At 48.1% G+C, this 18,969-nt stretch carries 19 protein-coding genes; 1 reads left to right on the top strand and 18 read right to left on the bottom strand.

The genetic code is table 11. From position 1 onward, the window contains the following. Positions 1–43: 43 nt before the first annotated feature. The 13 genes from OM416_RS29915 to pth form a co-directional block, all read right to left on the bottom strand. Positions 44–574, bottom strand: a complete 531-nt coding sequence (locus OM416_RS29915; protein WP_017691357.1) for a S1 domain-containing RNA-binding protein — start codon at positions 572–574, stop codon at positions 44–46. A gap of 198 nt (positions 575–772) precedes the next feature. Further along, positions 773–1,108, bottom strand: a complete 336-nt coding sequence (locus OM416_RS29910) for an FtsB family cell division protein (protein WP_062838085.1) — start codon at positions 1,106–1,108, stop codon at positions 773–775. Between the two features lie 11 nt (positions 1,109–1,119). Next, positions 1,120–1,689, bottom strand: a complete 570-nt coding sequence (yabQ, locus tag OM416_RS29905; RefSeq protein WP_264935586.1) for a spore cortex biosynthesis protein YabQ — start codon at positions 1,687–1,689, stop codon at positions 1,120–1,122. Then, a complete protein-coding gene (yabP, locus tag OM416_RS29900) occupies positions 1,686–1,970 on the bottom strand; it encodes a sporulation protein YabP (protein ID WP_056697424.1) in 285 nt (94 codons plus the stop codon). The genes yabQ and yabP overlap by 4 nt, the downstream gene beginning before the upstream one ends. Before the next feature lie 174 nt (positions 1,971–2,144). Further along, complete coding sequence (locus tag OM416_RS29895) at positions 2,145–2,423, bottom strand: RNA-binding S4 domain-containing protein (RefSeq protein WP_264935585.1); 279 nt, start codon at positions 2,421–2,423, stop codon at positions 2,145–2,147. Beyond that, complete coding sequence (locus OM416_RS29890; protein WP_017691362.1) at positions 2,423–2,695, bottom strand: HU family DNA-binding protein; 273 nt, start codon at positions 2,693–2,695, stop codon at positions 2,423–2,425. The genes OM416_RS29895 and OM416_RS29890 overlap by 1 nt, the downstream gene beginning before the upstream one ends. A 307-nt stretch (positions 2,696–3,002) precedes the next feature. After that, positions 3,003–4,496, bottom strand: coding sequence for a nucleoside triphosphate pyrophosphohydrolase (gene mazG, locus OM416_RS29885; RefSeq protein WP_264935584.1), 1,494 nt, complete (start codon positions 4,494–4,496; stop codon positions 3,003–3,005). A 149-nt stretch (positions 4,497–4,645) separates the two neighbouring features. After that, a complete protein-coding gene (locus OM416_RS29880) occupies positions 4,646–6,394 on the bottom strand; it encodes a polysaccharide biosynthesis protein (RefSeq protein ID WP_264935583.1) in 1,749 nt (582 codons plus the stop codon). A 174-nt stretch (positions 6,395–6,568) separates the two neighbouring features. Beyond that, the gene (gene spoVT, locus OM416_RS29875) at positions 6,569–7,111 is read right to left on the bottom strand and encodes a stage V sporulation protein T (protein ID WP_036606123.1); all 543 of its coding nucleotides are present in this window, start codon (positions 7,109–7,111) and stop codon (positions 6,569–6,571) included. A gap of 321 nt (positions 7,112–7,432) precedes the next feature. Continuing rightward, positions 7,433–8,581, bottom strand: coding sequence for a peptidylprolyl isomerase (locus tag OM416_RS29870; protein ID WP_264935582.1), 1,149 nt, complete (start codon positions 8,579–8,581; stop codon positions 7,433–7,435). Beyond that, positions 8,565–12,092 (bottom strand): transcription-repair coupling factor, encoded by a 3,528-nt coding sequence (gene mfd / locus OM416_RS29865; protein WP_264935581.1) that lies wholly within the window; start codon positions 12,090–12,092, stop codon positions 8,565–8,567. The genes OM416_RS29870 and mfd overlap by 17 nt, the downstream gene beginning before the upstream one ends. A 273-nt stretch (positions 12,093–12,365) precedes the next feature. After that, positions 12,366–12,596, bottom strand: coding sequence for an anti-sigma-F factor Fin family protein (locus OM416_RS29860; RefSeq protein WP_017691368.1), 231 nt, complete (start codon positions 12,594–12,596; stop codon positions 12,366–12,368). A 98-nt stretch (positions 12,597–12,694) separates the two neighbouring features. Next, positions 12,695–13,255 (bottom strand): aminoacyl-tRNA hydrolase, encoded by a 561-nt coding sequence (pth, locus tag OM416_RS29855; RefSeq protein ID WP_062838091.1) that lies wholly within the window; start codon positions 13,253–13,255, stop codon positions 12,695–12,697. 141 nt (positions 13,256–13,396) lie between these two features. On the opposite strand from pth, the gene OM416_RS29850 reads away from it, so the two are divergent. Then, positions 13,397–13,597 carry a hypothetical protein gene (locus OM416_RS29850; protein WP_024633712.1) on the top strand — a complete coding sequence of 67 codons (201 nt, stop codon included), beginning with the start codon at positions 13,397–13,399 and terminating at the stop codon, positions 13,595–13,597. 298 nt (positions 13,598–13,895) lie between these two features. On the opposite strand, the gene OM416_RS29845 is transcribed toward OM416_RS29850, so the two are convergent. The 5 genes from OM416_RS29845 to ispE all read right to left on the bottom strand — a co-directional run bounded on the left by OM416_RS29845 (position 13,896) and on the right by ispE (position 18,948). Beyond that, positions 13,896–14,849, bottom strand: a complete 954-nt coding sequence (locus OM416_RS29845) for a ribose-phosphate diphosphokinase (protein ID WP_017691370.1) — start codon at positions 14,847–14,849, stop codon at positions 13,896–13,898. A gap of 100 nt (positions 14,850–14,949) precedes the next feature. Continuing rightward, positions 14,950–16,341 carry a bifunctional UDP-N-acetylglucosamine diphosphorylase/glucosamine-1-phosphate N-acetyltransferase GlmU gene (gene glmU, locus OM416_RS29840; protein WP_413775845.1) on the bottom strand — a complete coding sequence of 464 codons (1,392 nt, stop codon included), beginning with the start codon at positions 16,339–16,341 and terminating at the stop codon, positions 14,950–14,952. A gap of 354 nt (positions 16,342–16,695) precedes the next feature. Next, entirely contained in the window at positions 16,696–16,980 is a 285-nt protein-coding gene (gene spoVG, locus OM416_RS29835; RefSeq protein WP_017691372.1) for a septation regulator SpoVG, read from the bottom strand. A 188-nt stretch (positions 16,981–17,168) separates the two neighbouring features. After that, positions 17,169–17,996, bottom strand: coding sequence for a pur operon repressor (purR, locus tag OM416_RS29830; protein WP_062838094.1), 828 nt, complete (start codon positions 17,994–17,996; stop codon positions 17,169–17,171). A gap of 97 nt (positions 17,997–18,093) precedes the next feature. Beyond that, a complete protein-coding gene (ispE, locus tag OM416_RS29825) occupies positions 18,094–18,948 on the bottom strand; it encodes a 4-(cytidine 5'-diphospho)-2-C-methyl-D-erythritol kinase (RefSeq protein ID WP_026081373.1) in 855 nt (284 codons plus the stop codon). Between the last annotated feature and the right edge of the window lie 21 nt (positions 18,949–18,969).

The following is an 18,969-nucleotide window of genomic DNA, read 5'->3' as shown; positions in this document are numbered from 1 at the left end:
GGCTAACGGTTTTTCTTATATGTTTAGATCAGGTTGAGACAGATTACACACGCTTGGCTCCGCGGCCTCCGCGTTTGCCTTCTGTGTTCTTCTTAAGCGAAGAGATCCGCTCTTCACTATCTTTCAGGAAGCGTGACATTTTATCCTCAAATGAAGGTTTGCCTGCTGCGGGCTTGAAAGAACGGCCTCCGCGGTCACCACGGTTAAATCCACCGCCACCGCCACCACGACCTTGGCCACCACTTGGGCCTCCGCCGCTGAATCGTTCGCGATCTCCTCCACTGCGTTCCGGTCTAGGAGCTCTCGGGGGTCTGGATTGTGTTTGTTGCTCAACCGGTTTGTCAACAGCTTGCTTAATGGAAAGTCCGATCTTGCCATCCTTGTCAACGTTGATAACCTTCACTGTAACGAGGTCATTCAGCTTCAGGTGGTCGTTGACATCTTTGACGTAATTGTCGGCGATTTCCGAGATGTGAACGAGACCCGTGACACCTCCTGACAGATCCACAAATGCTCCAAAATGCGTGATTCCTGTCACCTTGCCCTCTAACTTGGTGCCCACTTCAATTGCCATAGAATAAAATGATCCTCCCTTAAAAATATACAACCCGATTTTTTGAATGCCAAAATCAATGCTGCGCTAATGTAATTATACCTTATGCCGTAAACCAAGGTCAACTGAACACTACCCCATCAGAGAGCCTATTTTTTCCGGTTTAACGGCTTCAGACACACGGATAACAAACCTAGCTCGGTAATGGACCGAATTCCATCAGTTCCCTGACTCTTCAACCTGGATCGGCGTTTCCTCAGGAAGATAATATCCTTTTTTCCGTGCCAGCTGTCCTATGTATTCGGGGTCATTCAACCGGCTGACTTCGTACTTCAACTGTTCCAGCTTCTTCAACGTATCTTCCTTTGAAGCTTGCTGAGTAGCCAGATGAGAACTCTTGTCCGAAATTTGTGCATTCTGCACAAGGAATGTATATCCTGCCCATATTACAAATACAATCATAAACGTCATCCAAAGCATGAGGCGCCTTCGTGCACCGGCAGATTTTCCTTGGTTAGTTGGAGCCTTTGATCTGCCCACAGGTGTTTTACCCATTACGGACCTCCTTAAAACCAGCGTTTCCACATCGCTGCAATTCTTGTACCCACACGGATCATCCAATGCGGCGTTACCCAATGTTTCAGGAGCGGCCTAAACATCCAGCGGAACAACTTGCCGAAAGGTACCAAACATTGCAGCACCAGCCTGCCCAGGAATAATAGTATCGCAATTACAAAACCGAATAATACGCGAATTAACTTATAAATCCCCTTAGCCGGCATAACGATCAGGATGTTAAGGATACGTCCACACCAATGAATCAGCGTTCTTGCGAGTTTAATTAACATTACCACAAAACGCTGGGTTGTAACACTTAAAAGCCAAAAATAGAAGCAAACCCCTATAATCAGCCCCAAAAAGACATAAAACCGCAGCTGTCCGTGGTTTCCGGCATATATCATCCGAAAAACGAACAGCGCGGAAGCAACCCAGTACAACAGATCGAGTGTGTGGATGCTCCATCTCGGAAACCGCAGCTGTCCGGACAGTACCCGGTAACTGTCGTAGGCCATTCCCATCACGACCCCCGAAGTAAGCATCCACATCAATGTGATCCATTGAGTATCCGGACTCATCGGAACATCTTGCCAAACAGGCCTTTACTGTTTTTGGACTGGGAACCGGGGTCCAGATATTGGAGTGAACTGACTGTGCCTTCAATGGATAACAGACCTTCCTCCAGGCTCAGATTTTTGATATGTAAATTGTGCCCTCGGATGGTCAGATGCCCAAGTTCAGTTTGCAGCAAAAATTCCTCACTGTCGAAGCTCTCCACATTGGAGACACCTGTCAGATCCAGCAGTTTCCGATTCTGCATGCTCAGATGATGCTGTTTGGCCTTACCGTGCTCAACCATGGCATGTACCCCTCCTTCTTACACCTAGCTTATGGATGAGAAGGTTGGAATAGAACCAGCGTTGTTGAACAAATAACACGACATCTAATAAAACAAAAACGCCCTTCCCGGTTACAGGAGGACGTTTCGATTCAACTTGCATTGAATGAATATTCAATCATACCAGGTGTACTGTTACCAGTTCATCCCGTTATCCTTGGCGATCGGCTCTTCCTTAACCAAGGTGTAGAGGCTGCTCGCCTCATCCTTCTTGGTGCTCTCGGCAATTCGTTCCACCTTCACCGTGACCAGTTTCTGACCGAACTGAACCGTCAGCTCATCGCCTACTTTAACAGCGGCGCTGGGCTTCGCTTCACGTCCGTTTATCAGAACACGTCCCTGTTCAGAGACGTCCTTGGCCACAGTACGGCGTTTAATTAGCCGGGAGACCTTCAGGAATTTATCAAGACGCATTATTTTACGGCTTCTTTAAGTTTGTTGCCTGCTTTGAATGCAGGAACAGTGGACTCAGGAATCACAATTTCATTCCCTGTTTGTGGGTTACGTCCGGTACGACCGGAACGTTTGCGGGTCTCAAAAGTGCCAAAGCCGATCAATTGTACTTTGTCTCCGCTGGCAAGTGCATCTGTAATTTCTCCCAAAAAGCCGTTCAATACGGACTCAACGTCTTTTTTAGTCAAACCACTTTTGGTTGAAATGTTGTTAATCAGATCTGTTTTGTTCATTTTTAAAAGCCTCCCAAATTGAAAAAAAAGTATCTGCGAGCCTGAGCAATAGGTTATTGCCGCTGGGTTCGCGTTAGGTTACTACACATGTATTCTGGCTTGGTATCTGAAATCCTGCCTTGGTCCGCGACTTTTTTTAGCTTTTTGTCGATGGTCCGCAGGGGACAGTCTAAGACCAGTACGCGAAACCATCCGTCGCTAAACACCAACTCCAGTTTACACAGATGAACACATGTTCGTATATCATAACACACTGCATAGCATGATGGAATAAGGTTTATCGGTATTTTCCAGAAAATTGAACCCCTTATAATCCTGCTTTCTTCGCATCCTGCCAGAATTGCTCCATCTCTTCTACATTGCTATCTGCTGGTGTTCTTCCCTGTTCACGCAGACGCTCTTCGATATACTGGAACCGCCCAACGAACTTGCGGTTGGTCGCAGCGAGTGCCTCTTCCGGATCCGTATCGATGAATCTTGCAACGTTCGCGGCTGCGAATAATAAGTCACCCAGCTCGAGCTTCCGTTCTTCCGCAGACTGACCTTGTTGCACCGCTTCTTTCAACTCCGCCAGCTCTTCCTCGATCTTGGCAAACACACCTTCAACATCATCCCAGTCAAAGCCCACTTTGGCTGCTTTCTTCTGTAGCTTGTATCCCTTCATCAATGCAGGTAAATCACGCGGTATGCCGTCCAGCACGGAAACCTTCTGTTGATCTAGGCCCTTGCGTTTTTTCTCCTCTGCCTTCATCTGTTCCCAGTTCTGAAGAGCTTCATTCGCGTCTTCTGCCTGATTATCACCAAACACATGTGGATGACGGAAAATCAGCTTATCATTCAAACCTTCGATGACATCATACACATTGAATGTACCAACTTCTTCTTCCATCTGGGAATGCAATAAAATCTGCAGCAACAGATCACCCAGCTCTTCTTTCATATGGTCAGGGTCATCCTCATCAATCGTCTCAACAACTTCATAGGTCTCTTCAATCAGGTTTTTGCGAATGGACTGATGTGTCTGCTCCTGATCCCATGGACAGCCACCTGGACTGCGAAGAATGTTTACAATCTCATGCAAACGTGCAAAAGATCGACGACGCAAGGCATCATCGGTGTTCTTCGGTACATAGATCAGTGACAGATTGCCGTACCCTTCGATTCGGTCCAGTTCGTGTAGCGGAATCTTGTGAATAACTTCCTGACCCTGTACACCCAACGCATGACCCACAAATACGGGATAATCGTCCGGGTAAACTTCCATCAGGCATAGCTTCACATCCGAGGCAGTGAACACATCGTAGACTTGTCCGATCAACGTATGTAGCTGTGGTTGTACCAGTTCCGTGTTCAGACTGCTGGCATCCAGGAGTTGAAAGCCTTCGATCGGGTCAAATCCAAGTCGTATAAAGGCTTCGTCCAGGAAGCTCTCTCCACCCATGACACGCAGTGAAATACCCATCTGTGGGCAACGTTCTTTGAGCAGACGTACACTTGCTTCTGCCACCATGGGATGACCGGGTACAGCATACACAATCTCGGTTCCAGCCTCACCCTTGCGAGCGGCCTCTATCAGTTGGTTTGCGATCTCATCATACACTTCGGGGAAGGAGGACTTCGCCTCATAGATGGCATCAAATGAGGTCATCTCCAGTCCCTCTTGCTTCAGATCATTCAACACAGGATGATCCAGGGTGCGTACATACAGCGTAGCTGCATGTTTCATTTTTTTGATAATACCTACGGTCAGTTGGTCTGCATCTCCAGATCCAAGACCTACTACGGTTATAGCTGCACTCATTACGTAAACCTCCATCCGGACTATCCTGTCCAGGCTCACAAATTCATCATATCTGAACAGGACTAATTACACGTATTATACCAGAATCATTCGATATTCTATAATTGCATATTTGGGGTGCTGGAGGCAGAAGCACCGTGAGCATGGAGCTAGCGCAGCACACGCAGTCTGCGCAGCAGCTTGGCAAGGCGAGGCCCCAACTTGGGCACGGCCGCCAGCTCCGCGGCGGTCAGTAGCCCTGTCCGGGCCGCCGCCAGCAAGAACACGGCCGAGCCTGCGGCAATGCCCAGCAGGCTCACGCCCATCGCGGCCAGCCTGCGGTCGGCCGCGATACCCATGCCGCCAAGCACGGCTTCGGCGGCCCAGGCCGTGCCTACCGCCGCCAGACTCATGGCGGCGATCACCAGCGCCGGCTTCGCCAGGACGGCGCCAGGGGCAGGGCGCAGGGCGACAAGTCGCGCCAGCAGCGCCACATTCAGGCCAGCCGCCAGCATGTAGGCGACTGCGCCTGCCAGGGCCGCGCCGCTGATGCCCAGCGCCGGCACAAACATGACGTTCAGCAGCACCTTGACGCCTGCGGCGGCCAGCATGCTGAACGCGGGTGCGCGCACGGCGCCGAGGCCTTGCAGCAGCGCCGCCGCAATAATGCTGACGGTGCTGCCTGCAGCCGTCAGCGCCATGTACCGCAGTGCTTCGGTGCCTGCGGCATCTCCGTACAGCATGCGGTTAATCGGCTCCGCCAGCACCGCCAGACCTGCGGATGCCGCCAGGCCGATCAACCAGAACCAGCGCAGCGCGAGGCCTGCTTGCTGCCGGACGGCTTCTGGCCCGCCCTTTAACCGGGCTTCCGCCATCGCCGGAATAAACAGCACAGACAGTGACGTAGCCAGCATCGTCACCAGTTGAACCAGCGGCAATCCACGGTTGTAGATGCCGAAGGAAACCATCGACTGGATCTCATCCAGTCCTTCCCCCCGCAGCAACCGGGGCACAGTGAAGGTATCCACCAGATTCATCAGTGGTACGGCCAGCGACCCGAGACAGACCGGAATAGCATACATGAGCAACGTCCTGATCCACTCACCATTGGATCGTGATCGTTCTGCCAGAGCGGGGGTAATAGCACTCACCGTTTTCAACTGGGGCGTAACCGGCCTATGCTTCTGACGCTTATGCATGTCTGCTCCAGCCTCTTCACCTCTGCTGCTCCATTCCAAATCCAATTGTCCGGTGACCACTTCCTTACCTTTCCGCCGATGTCGGACCATGTACCCTAACATGACTAATAGCCCAACCATTCCGCCGGCAACGGAGCCCATCATGGCGCCAGCAGCGATAGTTTCAAGCGAAGCATCCCGCCTCATCAGCCAAAGCAGCAGAACAATCATGACGGTGACACGTATCGTCTGCTCCACCACCTGCGATACCGCTGTCGGCACCATCTGCTGTAATCCCTGAAAATATCCACGCAGCCCTGTCATCATCGGTACGAACAATAACGCCCATGAAGCTGCGCGAATCGAAGGAACGACATGTCGGTTGCCGATCAGATCGGCGATCAGCGGCGCACCTGCATACATCAAGAGCACCATAACAAGTCCTATTCCCCCGAGCAGCACGGAAGATAATCGGATAATCCTTCTGCTCTCGTCCGGTCTTCCGAGTGCATTCTGTTCTGCTACGAATTTGGATACGGCCAGCGGTAGCCCTGCCGCAGCAACCGTAACAATAAGCATATATAACGGATACACCGTATTGTAAATGCCAAAAACTCCGTCTCCCCCCAGATTCTGCAACGGAATCTTCTGAAAAGCACCAATGATTTTAGAGATAATGGCGGCAAGCCCAAGTACAAATGCACCCTGTAGCAACCTTGAGCCTGTAGACGGCTGTTTCATAATTCCCTCCTGCGTATGTCCCTGCGTTCAATTAAGCATACCTTGTTATTATACCTGCCTGAAGGCACACAGACTAACCCACCCCCGTGACAATCATCTGAATCAACGCCTTGTCCCTTAAAAAGCAAAAACTCCCGTATGCCCAAATCAGGGCACCAGGAGTTGATCTGCTGACTATTGTTCCATTTGCTTGCCAAGGAAACCAGCAGCCGTCTCAGACATCTTCACTTCCATCTGAGACATCTTCACCGATTCATCCTTATTGAAAAGGATAACCGTTCCGATGGGGTCACCACCCGAGATAATCGGCGCAATAACAAAAGAAGATAACGTCTCGTCATGATCTTTGCTAAGTTCATAAGAACCATTGTTTGTTTCCAAAATGGTCTTTCTGTTTTCCATACAGCCCTCCAACAGTTGACCTACCTGCTTGTCCAAATACTCTTTCTTGGAGCCCCCTGCCACCGTGATAATGGTATCCCGGTCGGAGATCATGGTTACATGTCCTGTACTCTCATACAGGGATTCTGCATATTCTTTGGCAAAATCACCAAGCTCGCCAATCGGCGAATATTTTTTAAGAATAACTTCTCCATCACGGTCCACGAAAATTTCCAGTGGATCCCCTTCACGAATACGTAACGTACGGCGGATTTCTTTTGGAATGACCACACGACCAAGGTCATCTATACGGCGGACAATACCAGTAGCTTTCATTTCACATGTTGCCCCACTTTCTCGAGAAGATTTTTCAACTACTGTTCCTTAATGGGTAGAGGAAAGTCCCAGAACGTTTAGTGTGATATCTTGACCATAGTATTCATCTGTTCCCATTTCCTTATACATACATCGGAGAATATAGTTGTGTAACTTTCGAAGAAGGCGACCATATACCCATACGGCTTGAATATATACAAGAAGAAGCAAGAAGGAGGTCCAAAGTCCTCCCCTTGCTTCTCTGTATGGTTGTCCATATTTACTGTTGTACAAGGCATTCATTCGGGCGGATTTACCCCTGAACGTATGCTAACAGCCATATTACTTACTGCTTGTACCTTCGTCTGTCGTTGCATCTTTATCTGTTCCAGTTGTACCTTGGTCAGTCTTGGTATCTGTACCTGTGGAGTCATCCGTTTTTGGTTCGGTTGTTTGCTCTCCTTCAGTTCCTGTACCTGTTGTGCCTTCAGTCGTACCTTCTTCAGCTTTTTCTGTTTTTGGCAGGTTAACTTCTTTTACGATTTTGTCCAATTCATTTTGCATGAACGTATCGATCTCAGCAGCTGCCAATTGGCTCTTCAGACTTTCTTTTTGCTCAGCCGTCAATTTAGTGAAGTCTGCTTCTGTACGAGCTTCCACTTTCATGATGTGGTAACCGTACTCCGTTTCAACCGGATCACTGATTTTGTTCAGTGGCAATGTTTTTGCAGCTTCTTTAAACGCATCTACCCAGCTGCCTACAGGTGTTTCTTCATACAGTCCACCTTTTTCAGCAGAACCTGGATCTTCGGAGTATTCTTTTGCAATTTCAGCAAAATCAGCTCCGCCATCCAATTTGGTTTTTACTTCTTTTGCAATTTTCAGTGCATCTTCTTTTTTACGCTCTTTTTGCGTTTTTGGATCTGTGAAGTTAATCAGCACGTGACGAACGGAAGCCGTTGTAAACTGATCTTTGTTTTTCTCAAACTCAGCCTTGATCGCATCTTCCGTAACGCCAGTTTCCTTGTCTTTGATTACTGTCATGATGCGTGTCATATAATCTTTGATGTTCTGGTCAGTCAGGTTCTGAGCTTTCAGCATCTCAGTCCATTGATCTGCCTGAACAGAAGCTTTCATTTTATCGAATTGCTCGGTTGCTGTTTTGGCACCCGCTGTTTTCGCTTCTTCACTTGCTTTGCCGCTCAGGTATTCATAAGCAACTTCCTGTTTCACCAGATACTCTTTGAAATCGTCCATATCCATCATTTGTGCATATTCCGGATAAAGGAATTTCATAACGCGTTGTTCCATGTCGAATTCATTGGCTGTAATGGTACCACCATCATACGTAGCGACTACAGCACTCGTATCTGTCGATTCCGGTGCTTTCGCTTCTTCCTTCTTGCCGCATGCAGCAAGCAATGATAAGGATAGTACTGCGACCATGCTCACAGACAGTACTTTTCCTACTTTTTTATACTTTGGTAACATCTTTTAGTTCCCCCTTTGATTTAAAAGCAGTCTTCATGGACTCCAGAATTTTCTCTACCAGCTCCATCAGTTGCTTATCCCCAAGCCCCTTGCCTTTAGCGTGAATCAGCATATGGGGTCCTTGTTCAAATTGTACACGTCTTTCGAACTGATTTCCAATGTGCGCGATTTTCGAGAGTTCAAAGGCATGCTCGCGACCTTCATAGAACTTCACGGTAATGTCCTCACCACGTTGGGAAATGGACTCAATACCGTAGATTTTTCCATATACTTTCATCCGCGCAACAGCCAGCAAGTTGATAACGGCCTCCGGAAGATCACCGAACCGGTCAACCAATTCGTCTTCCAACTCCATCGCATCGTCGAAGGATGCAATGACCGCCACTTTTTTGTAGATCTCAATCTTCTGAATACTGTCATAGATATAATCGGACGGCAAGTAAGCATCAATACTGAGATCCAGGGTTGTGTTCCACTGGTCGGAAGGTACCGGCTCCTCGCCAAGCATCGTAACTTTGCGTTTGTTGATCTCCTCCGCGAGCATCTGGGAATACAGATCGAATCCGACGGAAGCGATGAAGCCATGCTGCTCTGCTCCTAGCAGATTTCCCGCCCCACGAATCGACAAGTCACGCATGGCGATTTTGAATCCCGAGCCCAGTTCGGTGAATTCTTTGATCGATTGCAGACGTTTTTCGGCAACTTCAGTAAGCACTTTATCCCGTTGGTACGTAAAATAGGCATATGCAATACGGTTGGAACGACCCACCCGGCCGCGCAGCTGATACAGCTGGGAAAGCCCCATTTTATCCGCATCATGTACGATCAGTGTGTTTACGTTCGGAATATCTACCCCGGTCTCGATGATACTTGTGCTCACAAGCACGTCATATTCACCATCCAGGAAGTCCAGAATCGTCTTCTCCAGTTCTGTTTCCGACATCTGACCATGACCCACACCAACCTTGGCTTCAGGCACAAGTTCAGAAATTTCGGCTGCCATCTCCTGAATTCCTTGAACACGGTTGTAGAGGTAATACACCTGACCGCCACGAGCAAGCTCACGCTCAATCGCTTCGCGGACAAGCGCCTGACTGTGTTCAACCACATAGGTCTGCACCGGGAAGCGATTCTCTGGCGGAGTCTCGATAACGGACAGATCACGTACACCCAGCATGGACATATGAAGCGTGCGCGGAATCGGCGTTGCCGTCAGCGTTAGCACGTCCACATTGGTTTTCAGCTTCTTCAATTTTTCCTTATGAGTTACTCCGAAACGCTGTTCTTCGTCGACAATGAGCAGTCCCAGGTCCTTGAACACCAGATCCTGCGACAGCAGTCGATGCGTCCCGATGACAATATCCACGGTGCCTGCCTTGATGCCTTTGGCAGTTTCATTCTGCTCTTTACGCGAGCGGAAACGGCTAAGCACATGAATGTTGAACGGGTAACCGGAGAAACGCTCACGGAATGTCTCAAAATGCTGCTGTGCCAAAATCGTTGTCGGAACGAGTACAGCCACCTGTTTGCCTTCAATAGCTGCTTTAAACGCAGCACGAATAGCCACCTCGGTTTTGCCGTAACCAACATCCCCACACAATAAACGGTCCATTGGACGGTTTTGTTCCATGTCCTTCTTGATTTCTTCGATCGCACGCACCTGATCACGTGTCTCATCATAAGGGAACATGTCCTCAAACTCCTGCTGTTCGGCAGAATCCTTGTCGAACCCAAACCCTTTGGACGTCTGACGCTCTGCATACAGCTTGATCAGATCATCAGCAATATCCTGTACGGATGTGCGGACTTTATTTTTAACCCGTGTCCACTCATTACCGCCCAGCTTGTATATTTTAGGCTCTTTCTCTTCCGAACCTACATACTTCTGAATCAGATCGATCTGTTCAATAGGTACAGACAGTTTGTCTCCACCGGCATAGAGAATATGCATGTAGTCTTTATGAATGCCGCCAACCTCAAGGGTGCCGATTCCGAGGTACTTACCAATCCCGTGGTTCTGGTGAACGACATAATCGCCCACTTTTAGCTCACTGTAGGATTTGATCCGTTCCGCGTTGTCTACATTTCGAATCGGTTTGCGCACTTTACGCTGTTTTTGCGAGAACATCTCGCCCTCAGTCACGACAGCCAAATGAATGGACGGCATTTCAAATCCGGTTTGCAAGTTACCAATCAGCATCTCTGGCTCCGGAATATCATAGTCCATCAGAACGCGGCGCATCCGATCCAGTCGTTCCCCACCGTTCGCCAGCATGAGCACTTGAACTCCGGCCTTCTGCCAACGCTCCATCTCTGCCTTCAGTACGTTCATCTGTCCATGGAAATCCTGCATGCCACGACTGATGAAGTTCAGAATGTTCTGTGGTTGGGTGTGTGGAACCTGACGCAAAAAGATCGACATAAACAGCGTCTGGAATGGACGCTCATACAAGAGTTCATCACCGTCTGCGGATAATGGAAGATCCGGAAGTGTTTTTCCGTTTTGCATCAAATGCAGATTCCACTCTGATTCATCACGGTCCAGCTGTTTCGATGTCTCCGATAGTCTGGCAGGCTCATCAAGAACCAGCAGGGTATCTTCTGGCATATAGTCGTAGATCGTTTTGTTCTCCGGATAGAGCGGAGAAATATATTTGTACATTTCGGAGAAATACACGTGTTCCCGCAAAAGCTCGATCTCCCGGTGAATTTCTTCACGAAGATGCAGCTTCGCCTGCCGGTCCGTCATTTTCTCCAACTGTTGCTCGAGCAAAATGGCAGCTGCATCGGCAGCCTTTTCCATCCGTTCACGATCTGCGATTAACTCCTTGCATGGCAGAACCGTAATTTCTTCAATCCGTTCAATCGAACGCTGATCCGCGGGGTCGAACGTCCGAATGGAGTCGATCTCATCATCAAATAACTCCACTCGATACGCGATCGATGAAGTAACCGGATAGAAGTCGATGATTCCTCCGCGTACACTCATCTCCCCACGAGATTCTACGCGCTCCACACGCTCATATCCGAGCTTTACCATCTCCAGCAGGAAGGAATCCAGTTGAAGTGTGTTGCCCTGTTTAATCAAAATTTGAGCATTGGCCATCACTTCCGGAAGCGGGACATAACGTCTTACGCCAGAAAAGGGAATAACAACAACGCCCCTGAATCCCTGGGCGCAGCGGACCAACACATCAATACGCTGACCCAATGTTTCCGGACTGGAAACAGCAGCTTCAGCAGCGACAAGTTCGTTGGCAGGATAGATTAACACCTGATCAGGTGAAAGCGCTTCCTGTAAATCTTCTGCAATTTTTTGAGCTGCAAACATATTGTGTGTTACTACGAGCAATGGTCGGTTCATTTCCTGATGCAGAGCAGCCAGCATAATCTGACGCGCCGAGCCGGATAGACCCGAAACCAATTGCTCTTTCATGCCGGACTTGATTCCGGCTGTAATGGACCCGAAGTCCGGATCTTTGGAAAAAGCTTGTATAAGTGCTTGTAACAAAAGGGGCACCTCTCTTATAACTTACTTGATTATCTCACGCATACGCGTAGCATCACTATTAAAATGGATACAAATTCCTTTTTGTCCTGTTTCATCATAAATGATTACTCGCAACATTGCCACATCTGTTGATGTAGCTGAGCCTGATTTGGAAATAGCGCTGGCTTTCATTCCAACTGAAAAGAAGCCTCAGCAGGCTGCCAAGGCTATAAAAGGTGGAGCGTTATTACGCAACCGCCCTCAACTGTCATTCGATCCTGTTACAGGCGATGTCTACTGAAGCGGACTCGCGAGCAGACTAAGCTCTGGATTGTGCTCCAGGGCTTCCTTACAGTAATCACATGTAATCCGAACGGTAATGTCACCACCGGAATTATACGCTATTATATCCCTCCGCTCGTCGGGGGTCAAGAAATGAAAGCCGAGCTCTACTTCCGTTATCCGGGCTGAATCGATTCGTCCAATAAAGGTACGGCAATGCCGACATACGTAATTCACTGACATGTTTATGCCTCCTGAACATGGTTTATACATCCAGTATGTCCAGTATGGCTGAATCGAACCCGTCTTTTATGATCATTTTACCAGTATGTCTTACAGAATTAACCGTTAAACTTCGCCATTGTTTGTTCGAACGTATGAGTCAAGCTATGCTCCAGAGCATCACATGTTTGCTCAATGGTCTGATCAAGGGCTTCTTTTTCTTTCTTCATAAATGTCGATAGTACATAATCGACAATGGCATGTCCTGGTTCAGGCCGGGATATTCCCATTCGTACCCGGTTAAACTGCTGTGTACCGGTATGCTGAATAATGGACTTGATCCCATTATGTCCACCTGCACTGCCTTGGTAACGCAATCTAACTTTGCCAATCTCTGTATCCATGTCGTCGTACACAACAATCAGATCTTCAAGACTAACTTTATAAAAATCCATATACGCTCGAACCGATTCACCAGACAAATTCATAAAGGTCATCGGTTTGATCAGCACTGTTTTCACACCGCCAATGTTGCCTTCTCCAATCAGCGCCTTACATTTACTCTGTGTAATGGAGATACTATGACGATCAGCCAACCGATCCAGTGCCATAAAACCGATATTATGACGGGTTTTGGCATAGTTCGAGCCTGGATTTCCAAGTCCGACAATCCACTTCATCTTGTTCCCTCCTTCGGATTAGCCTGAGGTGAGGCATAGACTTCGAATGTTATATTTCATATAATATCAGGAAAGTAAAGATCCGAATTTACTGTAGTATTCACAGTTATTATTTTATCAACCCAGGAAGGTGAGCGGGTTTTGCGCGAAGACAACGGACAACTGACTCAACATAGCGATTTTATCTATCATCTCGAATATCACGTACCTGTACAGGTATACGACCGCGACACCCATATTGAGATTGGTCTCATCACTCGTTTCGATAATCAATTCGTCGAGATTGCCGACACGCTCTTTCACCGGCGTCGTTTCCGATTTATCTCCCGCCCCGGGTATTAACCATATAAGATGAACGAACCATTTTACACTGGATCACTGCACGTGCAGAAACATCTTCCGATCGCTGTTATCCCCAGATTTTTTGATTCCCTTTTCAAAGGGAAAATCCGGTGATAAAGGCGAACGCTTCACTTCTTCAGATCTTTTCTGCCCTCTCCGTTATTGTGTAAATTAGTAGTTCAAATTATATGGACTGCCCAGCGTCTGTTTCATTTTTAATAAAACGGCACGCCGACAGGGGTTACATTTTCCATTGAACCGGAAAACGTAACCCCTCTACTACTTTATGCAGACATCCTTATTCAATTTCAAACAGCTTGCTGATTGACAATTCCTCATGAACCCGGATAATTGCTTCTCCGAGCAAAGGCGCTACAGACAACACTTTGAGTTTGCTTGTCGGATTCGCATGCGTAATAGGAATCGTATCCGTTACGATGACTTCCTTCAATGGTGCATTCTCCAAACGTTCCATCGCAGGTCCCGACAATACCGGGTGAGTACAGCACGCGTATACTTCTTTCACGCCGCCTTCCATCAGAGCATTCGCTCCCAGTACAATCGTTCCCGCCGTGTCAATAATGTCATCGATCAGAATGGCTGTTTTACCCTCGATGTTACCGATAATGTTCATCACTTCGCTCACATTCGGCTCAGGACGACGTTTGTCGATAATCGCAAGAGGTGCATTCAGGAAATCAGCCAGTTTACGTGCACGTACTACGCCACCGTGGTCAGGTGACACGACAACTGGATTTTCGATCTGTTTCGACCGGAAATATTGAGCCAGAATCGGCACGCCGAGCAAATGGTCGACCGGAATGTCGAAGAATCCCTGAATCTGCATTGCATGCAAGTCCATCGCGATAACACGGGTTGCACCCGCTTTTTCGATCAGGTTGGCAACCAGTTTCGCCGTAATTGGGTCACGCGAACGTGCCTTGCGATCCTGTCTTGCATAGCCATAGTAAGGAATAACGACGTTAATCGTCTTGGCAGATGCCCGTTTAAGTGCATCAATCATAACGAGCATTTCCATCAGGTTGTCATTAACCGGCAAGCAAGTGGACTGCACGATGTAGACGTGACAACCCCGAACACTCTCGGAGAGTTTCACTTGAATCTCGCCATCGCTGAAGCTGGTTGTGTGAGATTCACCCATAGGAATCCCGATATAATCAGCAATTTGATGGGCGAGCTTGGGGTTAGAATTGCAAGTAAATATTTTTAATTTCGAATCAAAATAAGTCATAAAATAAAAACCCTCCGTGCTGGTTCATTGGAATCAATAAGCGTCTGCGACATGTCGGCACCTCCCGGTCTTCGGGAGGCAATTCTGTTATCAAAACCCCTTATTGGGGTTTGGCATTTTGTTTCTTGGCTTTGGCACGTCCGCGAATCTTCTCCGCATAACCAGGTTTATTCTCCTGACGTGGACGAGCAATGGCCAGATCATTCTCGGGAACGGAATGGGTAACGGTGGAGCCAGCAACCACATAAGCGCCTTTTCCTACCGTAATCGGTGCAATCAGATTGACGTTGCTGCCTACAAAAGCATCATCTTCAATCGTTGTCACAGCTTTATTATAACCATCATAATTGACAGTTATTGCCCCGCATCCAACATTTACGTTTTTCCCTACTTTGGCATCCCCAATATAGCTGAGATGAGATACTTTGGAACCTTCGTCAATTGTAGCATTTTTCACTTCAACAAAGTCACCAATTTTTACGTTGCGACCCAGTTTAGTCCCTGGACGCAAATTAGCAAATGGACCTACCGTTGCATCAGAACCAACCTCGGCATTGGATACTACCGAATGTTTAATCGTAACTCCGTCCTGAATAACGCTGTCTTCCACATCTGCCTGAGGACCAATATGGCATGCTTCACCAATGGAAGTTGTGCCTTTGAGGATCGTCCCCGGATACAATACCGTATCTGCTCCAATCGTAACATCCGCTCCGATATATGTCGATGACGGATCAATGATCGTAACACCGTTCAACATATGGCGTACGGCAAGACGTTCCCGCATAAAGGCTTCGGCTTGTGAAAGTGCGAGTCTGTCGTTAACCCCGATGGATTCTGCGATGTCATCTGACATGTAAGCTTCAACGACTTCTCCATCATTGCGGAAAATGCCAACCACGTCTGTGAGATAATACTCTCCCTGAGCGTTCTGGTTCGTCACTTTTTCCAGGGCTGCGAACAATTTTGCATTATCAAAACAGTATGTGCCCGTGTTAATCTCATTCACAGCATCTTCCTGCTCTGTGCAATCCTTTTGTTCCACAATCCGTTGTACAGACCCATCTTCTCCGCGAATGACGCGGCCATAGCCTTTGGGATTGTCCAACTGAGCCGTAAGAACTGTGGCTGCTGCTCCGCTGCTCTCATGCAGCTTCATCAGACCTTCCAACGTCTCACTGGTCACAAGTGGTGTATCACCACAGACCACAATTGTAGAGCCAGTTTCACCGCCAAGCAAGGATTTAACCTGCTTCACTGCATGACCTGTACCCAGTTGTTCTGCCTGAAGTGCATAATCCGCTCTGGAACCCAAAAATGACTGCACCGCTTCGGCACCATGACCGACTACAACTACACTGCGTTCAACGCCTGCGCTGAGTGCTGCATCCAGCACATGTCCAACCATAGGTTTACCGCATACGGGATGCAGTACTTTGTACAATTTTGATTTCATTCGTTTCCCTTGCCCTGCGGCAAGAACGATTGCCATTCGTTTCAAAATTAACGACCTCCTGTTCTGAAAATCCCATTGAATTGCATTACTTATCTATATCCAATGAGTATCGTTCAGCCGGCTTCAAGCCGGTCCTGTTCATCGCCTGCTGTCTCTGTAATCACACGTAACAACGCGGACACCAACGAATCGTGACCTATATGTATACGCCGTGTACCTGCGAGCTTAACCGAATCCCAATGATTCCTAAGATGCCGCCCTGCCACCAAGCGCACGATGCGCTTTTTGTTCTCTGCTAATAACTCAATACTGAATATATCTTATTCCGGTCAAAAAGAAAAGAGAGCCATAAGACATGGCTCTCTTTTCCTTCGAACCCCAATAATGTTCTCAGGCACCTTCTTCAATGACTTCTTCCTCAGTTGCTGCACGATCATATTCAGTCAAAACTGCTGCCTGAATCTTCTCACGAGTACCGGAAGAGATCGGGTGGGCGATATCACGGAACTCTCCGTCAGGAGTACGCTTGCTCGGCATAGCAACAAACATTCCGTTGTTACCATCAATGACACGAATGTCATGAACGACGAATTCGTTATCGATGGTAATGGATGCGATAGCCTTCATTCTCCCCTCCGAGTTAACACGGCGGAGTCTGACATCCGTAATTTGCATGTGTGTGTTCACCACCTTTTTCCATCAGAACTTGGTGTATAATTCCACACAGCCTATACGAACTCCTTCTTTTTATAACCACAAAAATTTCCTAATTTCAGGAATTTTTTTATTTAATACACAATTCGACAACGTTAGTGCCAGGTCGATGGAAAAGAACCTTTACCGACACAAAATTCGTCATCTTTCTACAGGTCGAAATAGTTACCAGGCTTGACGGAAATGTGTCTGCTCTTGGCATCAACCGCTGTCAGCTTCGCCAGAGAGACGTAATCCGTTAGCAGGCGTTCCTCTGAATCTACAGAACCAGATTCAACCAGTACCCCTACCCCGGCTACCGTAGCATTAAACTCGGCCAAAAGATCGATCATTCCTTGCACCGTACCCCCGGCCTTCATGAAGTCATCCACAATGAGTACTCTGGAATGCTCACGCATCGCCCTGCGGGACAGGGACATGGTATGCAGACTTTTATGGGACCCAGATACATAATTGATACTTACGGCCGATCCTTCTGTAGCCTGATGGTCCCTGCGTACGAGCACGACAGGCAGGTTGAGCTGGGCTCCGGTCGCATAAGCCAGTGGGATTCCTTTGGTTTCTACCGTCATAACCACATCAATATTCATATTACCAAAGGCCGTTGCAAAGATCTTGCCGGCTTCATTCATCAATGCGGGTTGTCCAAGCAAATCGGACATGTACAGGTATTCTCCAGGCAAGATCCGATCAGGCTGCGCGAGCTGGGTCGACAGTCGCTCCGCGAATGCCAGTGCCAGTTCTCGAGACACCTTCGGAATCCATCTTACTCCCCCGGCTGCTCCAGCCAGTGTATGCAGTTCTCCTGACCCACCTTCTTCGAACACTTCCTTGATAATCGCCAAATCTTCACTAATCGAAGACTTCGCGGCTCCATAGCGTTCGGCAAATGTGGTCAACGGAATAACCGTATGCGGTCTGGACAATAAGTATTGCGTCATTTCAACCAGCCTTGCGCTTCGTTTTAACTTCTTCACAGAGATCCATCCTCACGATCACGGAAACATCCAAATCCGAATAATTATTTAAAAATATACCACCTTTATACGTGTTTGTACATTATAAAAGCGAATTTTACGTCAACATACGTACAGCGTAGACTTCTTTGCAGAAGCCGCGCAGACCATTGTATATCCGGGCAACCTTGGATTCTTTGGAAACCAGACCGAATACCGTTGGACCGCTACCGGACATTAACACACCGTCTGCACCCAGACGAATCATGGCATCCTTCAGATGCTGAACTTCCGGATACAGCTTCAAGGTTACATCTTCAAGTACATTGCCCATCTGGTCACATACTTCCGTAAATGATTGGTTACGGATAGCCTGCTCCATTTTGGCCGCACTCGGATGACGAACGATCTTGTCACTGCGGAATCGTCCGTACACATCGGCTGTAGACACATTGATCGGAGGCTTGGCCAGAATCACCCAGCATTGCGGCGGATTAGGTATGGGAGTCAATTTCTCACCACGTCCTGTAGCGAGTGCAGTCCCTCCTGTGATACAAAATGGAACATCCGAACCGAGTTCAGCCCCAAGCTCCTGAAGTTCGTGATCCGGTATATTCAGCCGCCACAGACGGTTTAATCCACGCAACGCTGCTGCTGCATCACTGCTACCCCCTGCAAGTCCGGCTGCAACTGGAATCTTTTTATCCAGATGAATATGGACGCCGGTACGCACGTTATAGCGCTCTTTGATAAGTCTGGCTGCCTGAAAAGCCAGATTCTTCTCATCCAGCGGGATATATCCCGCCTGACTGGAGATGAAAATGGTATCTCGCGGCAGCTCCGACATTTCCAGCCGATCAGCCAGATCGACCATGGTCATGATCATTTCAACTTCATGGAATCCATCGCTTCTTTTATGTAAAACGTCCAGCATCAAATTAATTTTAGCAGGCGCTTTTTCGTAAATTTTCAAGGCGTTCACCCGTCCTCACCT

This window comes from Paenibacillus sp. LS1 (assembly GCF_026013365.1).
GTDB lineage: Bacteria > Bacillota > Bacilli > Paenibacillales > Paenibacillaceae > Paenibacillus.
The sequence above is the reverse complement of the archived record's forward strand: the minus strand, read 5'-3'. Positions and strand labels throughout refer to the sequence as shown.

What these genes read in the sequence shown, in the direction of transcription:
- OM416_RS29910 (WP_062838085.1), bottom strand. Translation starts at nt 1,108, where the DNA reads ATGGGTAAAACACCTGTGGGCAGATCAAAGGCTCCAACTAACCAAGGA.
- yabP (WP_056697424.1), bottom strand. Translation starts at nt 1,970, where the DNA reads ATGGTTGAGCACGGTAAGGCCAAACAGCATCATCTGAGCATGCAGAAT.
- OM416_RS29890 (WP_017691362.1), bottom strand. Translation starts at nt 2,695, where the DNA reads ATGAACAAAACAGATCTGATTAACAACATTTCAACCAAAAGTGGTTTG.
- OM416_RS29915 (WP_017691357.1), bottom strand. Translation starts at nt 574, where the DNA reads ATGGCAATTGAAGTGGGCACCAAGTTAGAGGGCAAGGTGACAGGAATC.
- OM416_RS29895 (WP_264935585.1), bottom strand. Translation starts at nt 2,423, where the DNA reads ATGCGTCTTGATAAATTCCTGAAGGTCTCCCGGCTAATTAAACGCCGT.
- mazG (WP_264935584.1), bottom strand. Translation starts at nt 4,496, where the DNA reads ATGAGTGCAGCTATAACCGTAGTAGGTCTTGGATCTGGAGATGCAGAC.
- OM416_RS29845 (WP_017691370.1), bottom strand. Translation starts at nt 14,849, where the DNA reads ATGACTTATTTTGATTCGAAATTAAAAATATTTACTTGCAATTCTAAC.
- spoVG (WP_017691372.1), bottom strand. Translation starts at nt 16,980, where the DNA reads ATGCAAATTACGGATGTCAGACTCCGCCGTGTTAACTCGGAGGGGAGA.
- yabQ (WP_264935586.1), bottom strand. Translation starts at nt 1,689, where the DNA reads ATGAGTCCGGATACTCAATGGATCACATTGATGTGGATGCTTACTTCG.
- OM416_RS29860 (WP_017691368.1), bottom strand. Translation starts at nt 12,596, where the DNA reads ATGTCAGTGAATTACGTATGTCGGCATTGCCGTACCTTTATTGGACGA.
- OM416_RS29880 (WP_264935583.1), bottom strand. Translation starts at nt 6,394, where the DNA reads ATGAAACAGCCGTCTACAGGCTCAAGGTTGCTACAGGGTGCATTTGTA.
- pth (WP_062838091.1), bottom strand. Translation starts at nt 13,255, where the DNA reads ATGAAGTGGATTGTCGGACTTGGAAATCCAGGCTCGAACTATGCCAAA.
- glmU (WP_413775845.1), bottom strand. Translation starts at nt 16,341, where the DNA reads ATGGCAATCGTTCTTGCCGCAGGGCAAGGGAAACGAATGAAATCAAAA.
- OM416_RS29870 (WP_264935582.1), bottom strand. Translation starts at nt 8,581, where the DNA reads ATGTTACCAAAGTATAAAAAAGTAGGAAAAGTACTGTCTGTGAGCATG.
- spoVT (WP_036606123.1), bottom strand. Translation starts at nt 7,111, where the DNA reads ATGAAAGCTACTGGTATTGTCCGCCGTATAGATGACCTTGGTCGTGTG.